The following is a 13,847-nucleotide window of genomic DNA, read 5'->3' on the forward strand; positions in this document are numbered from 1 at the left end:
CAATATTCTAGGCCGAAGAGGTTGACGGTGCCTGATGCCCTGCTCCGCCACCGACCGGAGCATCGCCGGACTGGGGAACGTTCGCCAACCATGACAGGTCGCCGGCATCGGTGTTGATCGCGTGGACACTGGGCCGATGGGTCCCGTAGTGCACGATGGACACGGAGGCGGGGCCCACGGTGAGGCGCTGGAACATGTCAAGGTGCATGCCCAGTGCATCGGCCAGGATCGACTTGATGATGTCACCGTGACTGACGGCCGCCCACACGGCGCCGGGCCCGTGCTTGGACTCGAATGCCGCATCGTGTCGGCGGATCGCGGCCACCGACCGGGCCTGCATCGTTGCCAGGGATTCCCCGCCCGGAAAAGTAGCGGCAGAGGGCTGGGACTGGACTACCTTCCAGAGGTTCTCGGTGGCGAGATCATCCAGCGTCCGACCCTGCCACTGGCCGTAGTCGCACTCGATTAGGTCGGGATCGATGGGAGTGCCCGGCGAACCAGCTTGGCGATCTAGGATGAACCGGGCGGTTTGCCGGCAGCGTTCAAGCGGGCTGGACACCACCGAAACCAGCGGCACGGAGGCGAGTCGCTCGCCGGTCAGGGCCGCCTGGTCCTTCCCGATCCGGTCCAGGCCGATGCCTTCCGCCCGACCTGCCAATATCCCGGAAGCGTTAGCTGTGGAGCGGCCATGCCGCACGAGAATTACTGTCGCCATGGGCCCAGCCTAGTGACCGATCGTCCGCAAACCCAGCCCGGCGAGCGCACACCACCATGCGGATCCCACTGGAGCATGCATGATGACCCGGCTTCTTTGCCGGTTGGTTACTGTTGGTGCAGGGCGCGCTGGGCTACTTCCACGGGCAACTACGTAGGATGGTGCTGATCCATCGAACCGGTTGGGTTCGTCCATCTCGAATCAAGGAGTCGTGAACGATGAGTTTCAATGTCTATCTTTCCGGAGAGATCCACACCGACTGGCGTGACGAGCTCCAACGCGGCGCTCTCGCCGCCGGTCTGGACATTGTTTTTACCGCACCGGTCACCGACCACCCCGCGAGCGATGCCGCCGGTGATCATCTGGGGCAGACGGCTAGCCAGTTCTGGCGTGATCACCAGTCCGCCAAGGTCAATGCCATTCGCACACGCACCCTGATCGAAAAGAGCGATTTTGTGGTCGTGCGGTTCGGGGACAAATACAAGCAGTGGAATGCCGCTTTCGATGCCGGCTACTGTGCCGCGTTGGGCAAGCCCTATGTGACGTTGCACGATGAGGACCTTGTGCATCCGCTCAAGGAAGTGGACGCCGAAGCCCAGGCCTGGTGCCAGACCGTCGACCAGGTGGTGGAAACATTGCGTTACGTGCTCAAGGCGTGAGCCTTGCGGCAGGTGATCGATGGTCTGGTGGCCCGCTGTCGATGACCTTTACTCCGGGAGGTCTTCGTGGTGGAGGCGGGCGTCAACGACTGGTCGCCAAGGGAAGGAGTGCCCGGGCTGTGGATGCCGGGGCATTTGGGCCTTGGTGGTCAACGCGATGCCTGGGGATCCAGTGCTGTGGCGCATCGGTCGTGCTCAGTCCCTGTGCATGACCGATGCCAGGTGATGGGTCAGCGGGACTCCGACGGCGGCCATGGCGAAATGGGTGGTGAGGATATCTCCTGCCAGTTCGAGGCGACGCCGGGTGGCGTCCACCTGTTTGGCGCTCGCCGAGTTCACGATCCGTGATGCTAGCAAGCAGGTGAACCCGTCCGCGGACGACACCAGCGATCCTTCCGCCAACTCCGTCTGCCCCGTGGGCTGCGCCAGCACGAACTCCACCCTGGTCCCCTCGACAACACGCAGGTACCCGGTCTCCGTGTGCATGGGTGCACCGGCGGGGGACCATGTGCGCTGCAGGTAGTGGAGGAACGGTTTTCCCGCATCCGTGAACGTCACCTCTTCGGTGTAGCTGAACGAGTCGATGGTGGGGTACTGGCCAACGCCTTCACCCCGCCAGGTGCCGATGAGACCGGCAACTGCGGCCAGACCAGGGTGCGGTGTCATGGGGTGTCCTTTCAGTGTGGATATCACCCCGCACCCTACCCTGTCTCATTCTTGCGCGCGGTGCTCCATGGCCTCACGATCGAATGAGCGGCGGGGGAACCATAGCTTTGTCCGGAGTTCAGTGGAGACCGCTTTGACCTGGGAACCACGTTGGCTGAATTGGAAGCACCTGGGATGACCCGCACGTTCCGGACGTCTGCAGCCCCCATGTGTGACTTGCCCTAGACGTTCGTCGGGCGATCACCATCATGCAGCATTCAACCGGCGTTGCCCAGGCCCGGTATTGAAAGACACGAGGGCGGGTGGCAGCGACACATCAGGAACACTGTGCCTCGCATGGATGTCTGGCCGCACCCGTGAAGTTGGTGAACATGCGGCAATGACTTGAGGCGACGTGGCTGCCGCAATCGTGGACGGCGGCTCTGTGGATTTTCCACGCTAAACCGAAGAGACCGGTATTTGTTGGCCCGAATCCGATGAAAAGATCGCCTGGGGCAGCGAAAGCGCAGCCAGTCGCCTTGCCGGTCCCGGACCCAGGCCACGGTCCAGCGCCGCATGCCTGACGGAATCCTGTCTGGCGCAGACACGCTATGGCAGCAATGCTCCAAGGTTCGGCAGATTCGAGACCCAACCTCATGGGGAACGATAGGATTCGTCCCATGGATAGTGCCTATTCGGCCATTGAGGTGCGCTTTGGGGGACAGCCCCGTGATGGTGTCCTTGAGTTGTTGGATGTCGCAGGTGTTCAACTGAACTCCCATGCCGAGACATTACTTGAACACCCGTCATTCGACCATCCGAGCGAGCGGACGATGCTTTTCACCTGTCGGGTCGTGGCGCACTTAGGACTGCCCGACGGGGGTACCTTGTCGCAGATCTTCGCCAGCGCCCTCAACAGGGGTCTCAACCTCGTTCCGCTGGAGGCTGCGCCGTATCTGCGGTTGGCGTACTCTACTCAACCGAATGCGCCAGACTCGGAACTATCAGCCGGGCGTGCGCCCGACGGATCCATCCATATCGCATCCGAGCCAGTGGGCAGCGACGTGATGTATCCGAAGGGGTTCTATTTGCGCATCGTGGACGAACAGGCGTGGCTGCGCGGGTATCGATGCGACGACAGCTATGTGTTCGACCCGGAACAGCAGTTCCTCTTCACGGTGCCCACGAATTAGATAGGAAGTCGCGAGGACGTTCCCCACGGAGCCTTGCCCGTTATTCCTCGGTACCGCAGCCGTGCCGGCGATCGCTCCCACCATATCCAATGCGACAGGGAGGGGGCGGCACAGGCCGCTTTCCTCACCTCAGAGCAGTGCGTCTCCGGTGTCCCGGATGGCCCCGAATCCTCCCTCAGCCATGGGATATGTCTGTGGGCTGGGTGCTGACCACGATCTTGCCGCGGTGCCCTCCGGTGAGGACCGCTTCCAGCGCCTGCGGGGTACGCTCGAACGGTTCGACCCGGTCGACGATGGGGCGTAGGACCGACTGGTCAATGAGACCGGCGATGTGGCGCAAGTGCTCGCCGTTGGGCTCGATGAACAGGAAACGGTAGGTGACACCCTGGCGACGGGCACGTCGGCGGATACCGGCGCTTAGCGCGGTGATGGCGAGCTTCACAGGGGCCTTGACTCCTACCCGTTTGGCAAAGTCCGGGTCCGGCGGGCCGGTGATTCCAATGACCGTTCCACCCGGCCGCAGCACCCCGAGCGACTTCTTCAGGACATCGCCGCCCTGCGTGTCCAGCACCAGGTCGACGTCCCGGACCCTCTGGGCGAAGTCCTCGCTACCGTAGTCAATGACGATATCCGCCCCGAGATCACGAACGAAATCGGCATTGGCGGAACTGACCGTGGTCGCGACGGTGGCACCCAGGTGCTTGGCAAGTTGGATGGCGATCGCTCCGACGCCTCCGGAACCCCCATGGATCAGGACCGTCTGCCCCTTGCGTAACTGCCCCATGTTCACCAGCCCCTGCCATGCGGTCAATCCGACGACGGGCAGCGAGGCGGCTTCAACGAGACTCGCGGAGCGTGGGGCGGGCGCCAGATGTTTCTGATCGATGGCGATAACTTCGGCGAAGCCACCCGTTTGCGCTAGATCCACGTATGCGAAGACCTGCATCCCGATCGGGAAGCCTTCGACGTCCTTGCCCGTGGCGATGACCTCGCCGGCGAACTCGCTGCCCATGACCAGTGGCAAGGCGAAAGGGAAGATCCGCGCGAACTCGCCGGTCCGGACACGCTCGTCGGCGTGGTTGATTCCCGCCGCGGACATCCGGACCAGCACCTCGTGGTCACCGGGGACGGGTTCAGGCATGTCGATCTGCCGCAGCGGTGAGCGGTACTTCTCCAGGACGAAAGCCTTCATGATGTTCCTGTCTATGGATATACGGGCAGCGAATCCGGCACCGAGTAAAGTGGTTATAAACTGTTACTAGTGACAATAGGGGTAGTGGTAACATAATGCAATCGCATAGGAGTGAATGTGATCTCAACACCACGGTCGGGGTGCCCGGTCAATCGTGCACTGGAAGTGCTGGGGGACCGATGGACCTTGATTATCCTTCGTGACATTGCGGCCTACGGTCGCCGTGGTTTCCGTGAGCTGCTGAACGCCAATGATGAAGGTATTAGCGCTCCGGTCCTGTCCCGTCGTCTGACGGATCTGACCGAGGCCGGCCTGCTGACGAAGGTGGAATCCTCCCGTGGGAAGCAGGGACGCTACTCGCTGACCGAGCTGGGCATCCGCACCGTTCCGGTGATGGTGGAACTTGCGAGGTTTGGTGCCGTTTTTGATCCCCAGGCTGCGGGGCAGCTGCCATCGTTCCTGCAGCAGGGTGGCGACTTCGCCTCTCGGCTTGATGAGCTACGGCAGGAGCACCTGGGTGAGGATGCACCGGCGTCAGCCGGCTGATTCCTTGAACGGTACGTCGATCGCGTCGAGCACATCGAGTTCATTCGATTGCTGATGGGATCATCTGTGGGGTGTGACCGGACTGTGCCTTGATGAGCGTGATTGGAAGTGGGGGCGAGAGCGCCTGATCATTCCCGCCCACGGCTGTTTCCTGCGCAGGAAGTGCGGGCCCTTGCGCACTTTTCACTGTGTGGGAGGGACGTTGGGCCGGAACGGCCCTGTGGCGTGGCTACCAATCGTTGGTAAATTCGGGTGTGGCCGCTGATACCTCGCGAGGCGTTGACGATCATTGTGCAGACTTTCTTGCCGAGCAGGTGAACACGGGTCGATATCGTTCTGCGAGCGAGGCCGTGCGCCGGTTTGCGTTTGTTGATGCCAGGAACTCATGAGGTCGTTGGCGCTGTCACCGGCGGAGCAGCGAGACCTGACATCCATCTGGGACTACATTTCCGAACACCGGGGCGTCAGGCAAGCTGACAAAATTCATTCGCGAAAGCCAGGCTTCAGTGGAACGCGTAGCTGTCGATCCGGAACGTTGTCCCTGGGCCTTGATGTTGTGCCGATAAGGGGAACTCCAGAGGATGTTCCTGGGCCGGGATCCGCCAGAAGCCTCATCTGTTCATCGTGATCGCCGATTCAGCCGGGCAGTGGCCCTCCGGGGCAGCCGACGGGCCTATGGCCACGAGCATGGTTGCGGCCGGATGTCGGGGGAGGCACTGTGCCAGGGCCCTGGCACATGAAGCCGCGATAGACCGGGTGCACCGCTGGAATCCTGGCGAGGGGCGCCTCGACGGTCTATGGGCCGCTGCTGTCCGGGTCAATGCCGGCGATCGTCATCAACGAATGACACCGAAGGGTGGGCAGCTGCATGCCGGCCTGTTGCCGCGGATGTCCACCCCACGGTGAAGGACTGTCAACGGGGCGATGTCTGGTTCGGGCACCGGCAGGATTGAAGGTCCTGTCGGTGCCCGGGGCCGATGGTTGCGTTAGCCGAACTTGGCGAAGGCGCGGATCGGGGTGTCCAGCTCGCGGATCTCGGTGAAGCCCATCGACCGGTAGAACGCGTGCTGGCCGGGTTCATCGTCGGTAATGAGCAGTTTCTGCCGGACGTCGCCAAACGGCTCGAATGCCCGGTGGAACAGCTCCCTGCCGATCCCTGCACGGTGGTAGTCGGGCGTGACCAGGATGTCCTGCAGGTACACGATGCTCAGCCCGTCGCCGACCACACGCGCGAGTCCGACCAGCTGGTCGTGATCCCACGCCGTGACGACGAATAGGGACGCGGCCACCGCTGCCTCAAGTCGTGCCGGTTCCCTGGTGTAGGCGGTCCAGCCCACTGCGGTGTACAGGCCGATGAGCTGGCCGCGTTCCGGAAGATGCCCGACACGGTAGGTAATTCCCATGCCGCCAGTCTTGCATCCTCGGCGCACGCCTGAGGCATTGGACCCCGGCGAAACGCCTGGATGTTGCAAAGATGCCCCGACGGCCCCGGAGGGGGATAATCCTCGTATGCACAGTGACCAGCTGAACCGGGTTCCCGGAATCGACACGGCGCCGCCTGCAACCGACGTCGCCCTGGCGGTTGCCGACGCGCTCCTTCCCGCGCCGCTGCCTCCGGCACTGGTCGAGTTCCTGCTGGTCTGCGATGGTGCCCGGGTGGGCGCGTTGGAGGTATTCACTGCCGAGGGCATCACCGAGGCGACGAATGAGGGCGCGCATTCCTGGCAGCTGCAGGGCAGTCTGGTCATCGGGAGCACCGGCACGGGCCGTGCACTGGTGATGAGTGGAATGCATGACGAGGTGTACGAGGTCGACGATGAAAGCTGGGATGAGGGCTCACTGCAGCTCACTTCCGATAGCCCGCTGGACCTGTTCATTCGTCACCAGGGACGTGAACTCCGTGCCCGTGATCGCTGGTGGGCATATCCCGCGCTGGGTGGGGCTATCGAGCAGATCCGGCGGAGTATCACGCGCGATGCGGAGTCGTTGCTGGCTGTGCCGATCGGTGCCCGGGTGGGGGAGGAGCTACCCCGGTGGATGGCAGGTTTCCAACGGGCCGATGTCAAGCATTTCGGGGGCCGGCCGCTCTCGGAAGATTTCGAGGACCGGCTGCTCAACTACCGCCCCGACCCGCCGATGCCGGGTTTGTCGGTGAAATTCCAGTGGCTCGAAGCCTGCGACGCGATCATTGATCCGGTTCTGCGCGAGCGGGTTCGTGGCGCATCCGTGTCAACCGCCATCCCTGGTCTGGACCGTCCGGTCGGGGCCGGGGATCGTACCGTCGTCGACGACATCCGGTCCAACGCGTTCCTCGCGCTGCTCGGCAAGGCCCGCGATGATCTTGCCGCGCTCGCCGAGGGCGACACCGGCGTGCGGAGATCTCCGGTGGGACGGCTCGCCCAGGTGTACCTGGCCGGTCATATCCCGGTCAGCTTCGACGTCGCGCTCTGAGCAAGCCCCGGGCGACCCGGGCGGTGCGGATGAAAATGCGGATTGCTGTCCCTCCCTGCCGGTCGGCAATGTCGGCTATCGTCGAGCGTGTGGGCTGTGGAATCGAACAATGGGAAGGGCATGGCGCATGAACATGGAGAATGACCGGGCATATGACGACTTCGATTGGGCCGGGCTTGAATCCGCGGCCGTCGAGCATATTTTGCGTGCGGTGCGCCAGGTGCGTCAGGGGCACGCAGCTGAGCGCATGTACGGCGCCATCGTCCATGAGTTCTACGGGGACGGCACCCAGGTCTCCTGGCCCCTCGTTTCCATCGGCACCGATGAGTCGCTGGCCCGCGTGGTCGAGGGCTACCGGCAGAAGCATCCGGGGCAGGACTGGGACTGGTCCGGCATGCTGCGCTGGTCCGGATCCGACCTGGAATACATCGTGGAAGCCGGCGATGTCGAAAAAGGCTGGGCGCGCAGTCTCCAGGAATACGCGGCCCGGCAACCGGAAGCGGCATGGTTCGACGTCTACAACCGGTTCCTGCGCAGTTTTCCCTCGGCGGTGAGGCACGCCGACGCGCTGCTTCGCGCTGCGGGCGAGGTGGACGAGGACTTCATCGCCGTCGCGATGGATGAGGAAGGCACGCTGGTGCCGTTGAGTGTCAGCCGTTCCGTTCTTCACGCGCACTTCCCGGACCATCTGTGTGAGACCATGCCGGAGGACCCGCCGCTGAACTGAGGTGTCGGGGCCGGGAGGTTAGCGGCGGCTAGGAATCCGTTCGGAGGCTCATCGACACATAGGACTGGAACCCGGCGCGTTTGGCGAATTTCACCGGGCGCCGCCGGGATTCGGTGAAACCGAGCTTGCGGTACAACGCCAAGGCGGCGGCGTTTGTGTCCTTGATATCGCGGAGCACGAATTCCTTGAACGGCAACCGCAGCAGGTGCCCCAGCAGTGCGGTGGCCACCCCCTGGCCCTGGTGCTGCGGCGCGGTGGCCACGAAACCGATCTCGGCCAGTCCCAGCCGTGCGCCACTGTAGGCCCCGAGGAACTGGTTCCGGACGATGAAGTAGCTGATCGTTCCGTGCCAACCGCCCAATGCACGTTGGAAATCCCGGCGGCCGGGTGCGAAGCACTCCTGGTCGCCTTCGGTCACGGTCGCCACCGCCGCCGGTGTCCCGTCGAGCAAGGCCACGTGGAAACGCTCAAGGATGAGCATGTGCTCGAAGGCGTCCACCAGGGCGGTCGCATCCTTCGAGAAGTACTCGAAGTCCTCGGCGAACCCGGTGACGAGCACCTCGGTGATGCCCCGGCGGAACCCTTCGCCCAGCTCATCTCCGCGTTTGATCTCAATCATGGTTGTCCTTTGCCAGTGAGCAGGCGCAGCACAACATCCACGCCGGGGTCGGTCAGGGCGTCGCGGATCACCGGACGCATGGTTGCCATGCCGGAGAGCATGGCGAAGTAGAAGGCGGTCAGCTGCTCCGGGTCGCCTGGCGCGAACTGCCCGGCGGCCTGCCCCCGGCGTATGAGGCCGGCGAAGGTGTCCCACAGCGAACGCTGATCGGCCGCGAGCCGGGCCGCCGTTCCCGCCGGGGTATCGCTGAGGAAGCCGTGGTTGATGACGAGATAGAACTCGGCGGCGCCATGGTCCGTCGCGAGGTCGGTGAGGAAGTCCCGGGTGAACCCGCGGACCGTAGCCAGTGGATCACCGGTACCGGACAGCGCCCGGGAAGCCGACTCCAGACCGAGTGCGGCCTGTTGCAGCAGCTTATCGAACAACGCTTCCTTGCCTGCGTAGTGCCGGTAGATTGAGCCGACGCTGAGCCCGGCCTCGTTGGCGATATGCCGGATACTCGATGCCGCGAATCCATGCCGTGCGAAGACGCGGATCGCGGCATCCTCGATCGCCTGGCGCGTAGTCTCGCGCAAGGCCCGATTCTGTTCTGCTGCCCGCACGATTGCCCCCATGGAATGAACTGATGTTCATTCCATGGGTCGTTGCGTGCCGCAGGCAATACCCTCTGCCGTCGAACGGCTGCTGTGCCCGGTCTCCGGCGGCCGCCGGAGAGGCCAGGGTGGTATTCGGCCGGACCGATGGCAGGATGGGTTGAGGACAGTGACCGAATAGGAGCCGGATTGACGAACTTCACGGGCCTCAGTGCCTTTCCCCTCACCCCGTTTGCGGATGACCGTGTCGACGAACCGGCCTTCATCGGAATGGTCGAACGGTTGGCACAGGCCGGGGTCGACTCGATCACCGCACTGGGCTCGACTGGTTCCTACGCCTATCTTGATCCAGCGGAACGCTCCCGGGTTGCGGAGTTGGCGGTCCGGCACGCCGGTCCGGTTCCGGTGTTCGTCGGGGTTGGTGCGCTGCGCACCTCACAGGTGCTGGCCAACCTCGCCTGCGCGGAGGAAGCCGGTGCAGCCGGTGTACTGCTCGCCCCGATGACCTATCAGCCGCTCACCAACGACGACGTGTTCGAACTGTTCCGCACCGTCTCCGAACGCTCCGCCTTGCCGGTGATTGTTTACGACAACCCCGGGACAACGCACTTCTGCTTCACCCCCGAGCTGTATGCCCGCATTGCCGAACTGCCGGGTATCGCATCGATCAAGATCCCCGGTGTTCCCCTGGAACCGGAGCGGGCCCGGGCGCATATCGCCGGGATCCGTGCGGTCATACCGGAGCACATCACCATCGGTGTCTCCGGCGATGCCTTCGCCGCGACCGGATTGAACGCCGGGTGCGATGCCTGGTATTCGGTCATCGGCGGAACCCTTCCGGAAGCCGCGCTGACGATCACCCGGGCCGCGCAGCAGGGGCGCAACACCGACGCGATCGCAGAATCCGAACGACTGGCGCCGTTGTGGGGGTTGTTCACCGAATTCGGTGGCAGCCTGCGCGTGGTCGCGGCTATCGCCGAATACCTGGGGATCGCACCACCGCGCTGCCTGCCGTTGCCGATCCAGGGGTTGACTTCCGATGAACGTGCGCGTGTTGCCGGGGTGATCGACACGCTCGGTCTGGCCTAGCATTGACCGCACGGCGGTGTGCGCAGGGCAGCGGGTTGCGGAAGACAACGTGGTTCGCCGCGGCGGGTCCGTGTGCTGGTATCCCCGGGCGCTGATCCGGGCGGTCCCCGCGGAAACCGGAATGCGCTGGTTCGCGGGCGATGGCGGGAGCCGCCAAGCGGGTTCGGCGTAGGGGCCGATGGCTTCGTTGTCGGGAACGTCATACGCTGCGGGCAAGAGCTCCGGCCATGGCGTTGGCACCGGTGGAGTCCCTGGTATCCGTCGGTTCCCAGGGGCCCGCCTCGGCCAATGCTCTAGAACACTAGATCGTGAGGTCGTCCCATTCGAAGTGGGTCACTGTTCCGTTCTCCCAGTCTTGACGCAGGATCGAGTAGGCGATGGAAGCGAGGTGTCCGCCGTCGCCGGTTGGCCATCCCAACCTGTAATGTGCTTCCTTGAGGAAACCGGCGCGAAGGAATGTCTTGCGCATGGCGATGTTGTCTTCGCGCGTCTGCCCCTCGAAGCGGAGCGTAGCGGGCATTGTTTCGAAAACCATGTCGCACAGTGCCCGCAGCACTTCAACTCCGATGCCCTTGCCTCGTTGGGTTTCGTCCAGACGCAGGTCGAAGAGCGGGGAGCTGTCCTCCAGCAAATCCTCCAGGGCAACCATGCCGATCCGGCTGCCATCTCGTACTACCCAATAGCCTTGGACGTCATCGTTCCAGAAATGCCCGCCCTCGATTTTCGTCCGTAGGCTCGCCGTGTGCGGGGCCGACTGGACGTGAAAGGGGAAACGGTTAGAAGCCAGGAACCCAATGAGATCATCGGTGTCGGCCGGTGTCATGGGAAGGAAGGAGATGGGCATACACCGACTCTATCGATTTCTCCGCAGATTCCTGCACAGTGGATGCACGCTGGTAGTCGTTCGGCCGCCAGGGCCCGGGACGGGGCGGTGACGCGCTCATCCTGTGCGTCACGAAGCGTGCGGTGCGACGATCGTGGAGCAGGTCGTGATGCAGGGGTCAGAGCGGACCATGAGAAATCCCGATTGCCCTTCACCCAGATCATTCCCGATGCTGCAGGCGCCGCAGGCCAGGCGAGCCGGGAGTAGAGCTGGCGACCATCCGACCAGCGATCTCAGCGTAGCCAAGAACCCGAAAACGCAGCTCTGCAGCCCGAAGCCCGCTGCGGAGAAGTCCCACGTTCGAGCCGGTCCTGCACAGCGCGATCGTTCTGCGGCATCGTGTATTTCGCGGGTTGGCCTGGGATAGCCAGGAGGAATCTGGTGAACCGTGGTGCCAATCGCACCGAGCGTGTCCTTACTTGGTGCAACCGGGGACCGGGAACGTTGACGATGCATGGTGTTGGCCGCGCAGAGAAATACTCCGGAGCCCAGGCAAATCTCCACCCGGCGCCTTCCTGCCCAACGGGCACGGAGCGGAACACGATGCCGCGAATCCACCGGGAAGCCGGCCGCAGGGCCGGTCTGGCCGACACCGGCAGCGGTGTTACCAGATCCGTCGGACCTCCTGCGGCCATCCGCACGCCCCGGCAACCTTGGCAGCCCACGTTCTTGCCGCCTCGTCGTCGGCAACATCCACGACCGTCAGACCACCGAGGAACTGCCTGGTGTCCGAGAAGGGACCGTCGGTGACTTCGAGGGTTTCGCCGGTTGGGTCGGCGCTGAATGCCTTGCCGATGTCCTCCTCCAACCCGCCGGCGAACACGTACACCCCGGCCAGCTTCATGTCCTCCACGACCGCGTTGGCCAACAGACCGCGGCTGTGGAACCACTCCCGGCTGTGCTCACCCACCCACTGCTGGTTGAAGTAGGTAATGTATTGCGTCATGACGCTCTTCTACCAGTGACCGGTCCCCGGGTCAACGGATTTGCGAAGACTCCCGGACCGGGCCATCACCGGTCGGTGTACCTTCGATAACTGGAATCCCGCATGCCGTAGCGCCTGCCTGGGATACTGCCTCAATACGATGACCCGGGGATATGGGTACACGACCGAGGCGGCCCGGCCCCTGCCGGGGTGGGCGTTCAACTCGCTGATGCTGAACCGGGTGCAGTCCGAAGCCGATACCCGCAACCAGGGCTCTGCCCGTGTACTGGAAATGCCGGGGTTCATCCGCGAGGGCCCGCTGCGCGGGGACTGCATCGTCAACGTTGAGGTGTCCGACACCTGGGGAAACGGGTTGCTGCGGAAGGACTGGCCGGGCTGAAGCGGTTCCGGGATCAGGGCAGGTCGACCAGCTCGCCGTTGCGTGGCAGCGTGCCGGCGAACGTGATCGGCAGCGCGGTGGCGTGCAGGAAGTCCCGTCCCTGGACCGCGTGCAGGTGCAGGTGCGGTTCGGTGGAATTGCCGGAGTTGCCGCATCGTGCGATGACCTGGCCGGTATGCACCTGCTGTCCCGGGCGGACCAGGACGCTGCCCTGCTGCAAGTGGCACAGCACAATCATGGCGTTGCGGCCGCCGGCCCGGGTTTCGAGCAGCACATGGTTGCCGGCCAGGGCCAGCCACCCGCGGTCCATGCGCTGCCGCTGGCCCAACGCATATCCCACGGAAGGCAGGCCGCGGTAGGCCGGATGATCAGGTTCGGTTGCCTGCACACCCAGAACCATCCCGTCGGCAGGTGAGGTCACCGGGCGTCCGAAACCCGGGAAACCCGATGCGGGCTCGGGACGCAGCAGGGATGAGAACGTGTACGGCGCGGATCTGCAGGCCCGGTCCACCGGAACGAAATCGATCGCATAGCTTAGCCCGAACGACCCGGTCCCGTGGCTCGGCACCCGGCTGGCCGGGCTGTTGCGCACCAGCCAACGTCCGGTAAAGGGGTATTCCAGATCCAGCGGCTGCGGCATCGGTGTATGCTCCTTGGCTCAGGGTGCTCCCATTCTCTGCCTTGTTGGGGTCAAAGGAACAGGGGGTGCTCACCTGTCCGGCCCCACAGCGGCAGCCGCCGACCCGGGTTTTGCTAGTCTGGGGCCATGGCCAGTGCAAAGCCAGAGGCGTAGCGGCATGACAACGCGCTGGGTGCGACAGCGGAGACAAGTCACCCGGACTTCGTGGTGGCGACGCACCCACGAGGCCAACCAGCGTTTCCAGGCCTGTACTATCTGGACAATGGTGATGGACATGTACCCGGCCGGCTGGCAAACCTGCCTGGGGCGTGGGGCGTGGGGCGTGGGGCCTGGGGCCCGGTCCCGGAAGCGCTGGGCGAGCTTTCGGGAGGACACCGTCAGCTGGTTGGATGCCTCCGCGGACCGTATCCGTTCCCTGACTGCCGGGATCGATGTGTTCATCGCCGTGGCACCTGCCCGGCCCCCATGGTGGCATCGGCCGATGTACGCCGGACTGATCGACCCTTAGCCTCCCGCTGGGAATCGGCAGGACCGCGACCCCGATCGTCCCGCGTGGGAGACCAGGAAGGA

The 13,847-nt window shown here is 64.0% G+C and carries 18 protein-coding genes; 9 read left to right on the forward strand and 9 right to left on the reverse strand.

Annotated elements, in window-relative coordinates:
* Nucleotides 1-7: 7 nt before the first annotated feature.
* Nucleotides 8-715: an MSMEG_4193 family putative phosphomutase gene (locus tag OK351_RS01935; RefSeq protein WP_265155645.1), complete on the reverse strand. Its 708-nt coding sequence runs from the start codon at nt 713-715 to the stop codon at nt 8-10.
* Nucleotides 716-933: 218 nt separating this feature from the next.
* Here OK351_RS01935 and OK351_RS01940 point away from each other — a divergent pair, with 218 nt between their 5' ends.
* Nucleotides 934-1,374, forward strand: a complete 441-nt coding sequence (locus OK351_RS01940) for a YtoQ family protein (protein ID WP_265155646.1) — start codon at nt 934-936, stop codon at nt 1,372-1,374.
* A 195-nt stretch (nt 1,375-1,569) separates the two neighbouring features.
* On the opposite strand, the gene OK351_RS01945 is transcribed toward OK351_RS01940, so the two are convergent.
* Entirely contained in the window at nt 1,570-2,040 is a 471-nt protein-coding gene (locus OK351_RS01945) for a heme-binding beta-barrel domain-containing protein (RefSeq protein WP_265155647.1), read from the reverse strand.
* Between the two features lie 659 nt (nt 2,041-2,699).
* Here OK351_RS01945 and OK351_RS01950 point away from each other — a divergent pair.
* Nucleotides 2,700-3,212, forward strand: a complete 513-nt coding sequence (locus tag OK351_RS01950; RefSeq protein ID WP_265155648.1) for a hypothetical protein — start codon at nt 2,700-2,702, stop codon at nt 3,210-3,212.
* Nucleotides 3,213-3,387: 175 nt separating this feature from the next.
* Here OK351_RS01950 and OK351_RS01955 read toward each other — a convergent pair whose 3' ends face one another.
* The gene (locus OK351_RS01955) at nt 3,388-4,404 is read right to left on the reverse strand and encodes an NADP-dependent oxidoreductase (protein ID WP_265155649.1); all 1,017 of its coding nucleotides are present in this window, start codon (nt 4,402-4,404) and stop codon (nt 3,388-3,390) included.
* A 117-nt stretch (nt 4,405-4,521) separates the two neighbouring features.
* Between OK351_RS01955 and OK351_RS01960 the strand changes: the two genes are divergently transcribed.
* Together OK351_RS01960 and OK351_RS17905 are read left to right on the forward strand one after the other, a co-directional pair.
* Entirely contained in the window at nt 4,522-4,950 is a 429-nt protein-coding gene (locus tag OK351_RS01960) for a winged helix-turn-helix transcriptional regulator (protein ID WP_265155650.1), read from the forward strand.
* A gap of 254 nt (nt 4,951-5,204) precedes the next feature.
* Nucleotides 5,205-5,339, forward strand: a complete 135-nt coding sequence (locus OK351_RS17905; RefSeq protein WP_371931360.1) for a type II toxin-antitoxin system ParD family antitoxin — start codon at nt 5,205-5,207, stop codon at nt 5,337-5,339.
* 597 nt (nt 5,340-5,936) lie between these two features.
* Here OK351_RS17905 and OK351_RS01965 read toward each other — a convergent pair.
* Complete coding sequence (locus OK351_RS01965) at nt 5,937-6,353, reverse strand: GNAT family N-acetyltransferase (RefSeq protein ID WP_265155651.1); 417 nt, start codon at nt 6,351-6,353, stop codon at nt 5,937-5,939.
* Between the two features lie 106 nt (nt 6,354-6,459).
* On the opposite strand from OK351_RS01965, the gene OK351_RS01970 reads away from it, so the two are divergent.
* The gene (locus OK351_RS01970) at nt 6,460-7,401 is read left to right on the forward strand and encodes a hypothetical protein (RefSeq protein WP_265155652.1); all 942 of its coding nucleotides are present in this window, start codon (nt 6,460-6,462) and stop codon (nt 7,399-7,401) included.
* A gap of 127 nt (nt 7,402-7,528) precedes the next feature.
* Nucleotides 7,529-8,128, forward strand: coding sequence for a hypothetical protein (locus tag OK351_RS01975; RefSeq protein ID WP_265155653.1), 600 nt, complete (start codon nt 7,529-7,531; stop codon nt 8,126-8,128).
* Nucleotides 8,129-8,156: 28 nt separating this feature from the next.
* Here the strand turns inward: OK351_RS01975 and OK351_RS01980 are convergent, their stop codons facing one another.
* Both OK351_RS01980 and OK351_RS01985 read right to left on the reverse strand, forming a co-directional pair.
* Nucleotides 8,157-8,747: a GNAT family N-acetyltransferase gene (locus OK351_RS01980; RefSeq protein WP_265155654.1), complete on the reverse strand. Its 591-nt coding sequence runs from the start codon at nt 8,745-8,747 to the stop codon at nt 8,157-8,159.
* On the reverse strand, nt 8,744-9,322 hold the full coding sequence (locus OK351_RS01985; RefSeq protein ID WP_265155655.1) for a TetR/AcrR family transcriptional regulator: 579 nt from the start codon (nt 9,320-9,322) through the stop codon (nt 8,744-8,746). Before OK351_RS01985 ends, OK351_RS01980 begins: the two co-directional genes overlap by 4 nt.
* 165 nt (nt 9,323-9,487) lie before the next feature.
* On the opposite strand from OK351_RS01985, the gene OK351_RS01990 reads away from it, so the two are divergent.
* Complete coding sequence (locus tag OK351_RS01990; RefSeq protein ID WP_265155656.1) at nt 9,488-10,429, forward strand: dihydrodipicolinate synthase family protein; 942 nt, start codon at nt 9,488-9,490, stop codon at nt 10,427-10,429.
* A 301-nt stretch (nt 10,430-10,730) separates the two neighbouring features.
* On the opposite strand, the gene OK351_RS01995 is transcribed toward OK351_RS01990, so the two are convergent.
* A complete protein-coding gene (locus tag OK351_RS01995) occupies nt 10,731-11,273 on the reverse strand; it encodes a GNAT family N-acetyltransferase (protein ID WP_265155657.1) in 543 nt (180 codons plus the stop codon).
* Nucleotides 11,274-11,916: 643 nt separating this feature from the next.
* Nucleotides 11,917-12,258 carry a YciI family protein gene (locus OK351_RS02000; protein WP_265155658.1) on the reverse strand — a complete coding sequence of 114 codons (342 nt, stop codon included), beginning with the start codon at nt 12,256-12,258 and terminating at the stop codon, nt 11,917-11,919.
* 40 nt (nt 12,259-12,298) lie between these two features.
* Here OK351_RS02000 and OK351_RS02005 point away from each other — a divergent pair, with 40 nt between their 5' ends.
* Complete coding sequence (locus tag OK351_RS02005) at nt 12,299-12,637, forward strand: GNAT family N-acetyltransferase (protein WP_265155659.1); 339 nt, start codon at nt 12,299-12,301, stop codon at nt 12,635-12,637.
* 13 nt (nt 12,638-12,650) lie between these two features.
* On the opposite strand, the gene OK351_RS02010 is transcribed toward OK351_RS02005, so the two are convergent.
* Nucleotides 12,651-13,277, reverse strand: coding sequence for a M23 family metallopeptidase (locus OK351_RS02010; protein WP_265155660.1), 627 nt, complete (start codon nt 13,275-13,277; stop codon nt 12,651-12,653).
* Between the two features lie 157 nt (nt 13,278-13,434).
* Between OK351_RS02010 and OK351_RS02015 the strand changes: the two genes are divergently transcribed.
* Nucleotides 13,435-13,785 carry a hypothetical protein gene (locus OK351_RS02015; protein ID WP_265155661.1) on the forward strand — a complete coding sequence of 117 codons (351 nt, stop codon included), beginning with the start codon at nt 13,435-13,437 and terminating at the stop codon, nt 13,783-13,785.
* Nucleotides 13,786-13,847: the final 62 nt, after the last annotated feature.

The sequence above is a fragment of the Glutamicibacter sp. MNS18 genome (assembly GCF_026107515.2).
Taxonomy (GTDB): domain Bacteria; phylum Actinomycetota; class Actinomycetes; order Actinomycetales; family Micrococcaceae; genus Glutamicibacter.

What these genes read in the sequence shown, in the direction of transcription:
- OK351_RS01935 (WP_265155645.1), bottom strand. Translation starts at nt 715, where the DNA reads ATGGCGACAGTAATTCTCGTGCGGCATGGCCGCTCCACAGCTAACGCT.
- OK351_RS01940 (WP_265155646.1), top strand. Translation starts at nt 934, where the DNA reads ATGAGTTTCAATGTCTATCTTTCCGGAGAGATCCACACCGACTGGCGT.
- OK351_RS01945 (WP_265155647.1), bottom strand. Translation starts at nt 2,040, where the DNA reads ATGACACCGCACCCTGGTCTGGCCGCAGTTGCCGGTCTCATCGGCACC.
- OK351_RS01950 (WP_265155648.1), top strand. Translation starts at nt 2,700, where the DNA reads ATGGATAGTGCCTATTCGGCCATTGAGGTGCGCTTTGGGGGACAGCCC.
- OK351_RS01955 (WP_265155649.1), bottom strand. Translation starts at nt 4,404, where the DNA reads ATGAAGGCTTTCGTCCTGGAGAAGTACCGCTCACCGCTGCGGCAGATC.
- OK351_RS01965 (WP_265155651.1), bottom strand. Translation starts at nt 6,353, where the DNA reads ATGGGAATTACCTACCGTGTCGGGCATCTTCCGGAACGCGGCCAGCTC.
- OK351_RS01970 (WP_265155652.1), top strand. Translation starts at nt 6,460, where the DNA reads ATGCACAGTGACCAGCTGAACCGGGTTCCCGGAATCGACACGGCGCCG.
- OK351_RS01975 (WP_265155653.1), top strand. Translation starts at nt 7,529, where the DNA reads ATGAACATGGAGAATGACCGGGCATATGACGACTTCGATTGGGCCGGG.
- OK351_RS01980 (WP_265155654.1), bottom strand. Translation starts at nt 8,747, where the DNA reads ATGATTGAGATCAAACGCGGAGATGAGCTGGGCGAAGGGTTCCGCCGG.
- OK351_RS01990 (WP_265155656.1), top strand. Translation starts at nt 9,488, where the DNA reads ATGGCAGGATGGGTTGAGGACAGTGACCGAATAGGAGCCGGATTGACG.
- OK351_RS01995 (WP_265155657.1), bottom strand. Translation starts at nt 11,273, where the DNA reads ATGCCCATCTCCTTCCTTCCCATGACACCGGCCGACACCGATGATCTC.
- OK351_RS02000 (WP_265155658.1), bottom strand. Translation starts at nt 12,258, where the DNA reads ATGACGCAATACATTACCTACTTCAACCAGCAGTGGGTGGGTGAGCAC.
- OK351_RS02010 (WP_265155660.1), bottom strand. Translation starts at nt 13,277, where the DNA reads ATGCCGCAGCCGCTGGATCTGGAATACCCCTTTACCGGACGTTGGCTG.
- OK351_RS02015 (WP_265155661.1), top strand. Translation starts at nt 13,435, where the DNA reads ATGACAACGCGCTGGGTGCGACAGCGGAGACAAGTCACCCGGACTTCG.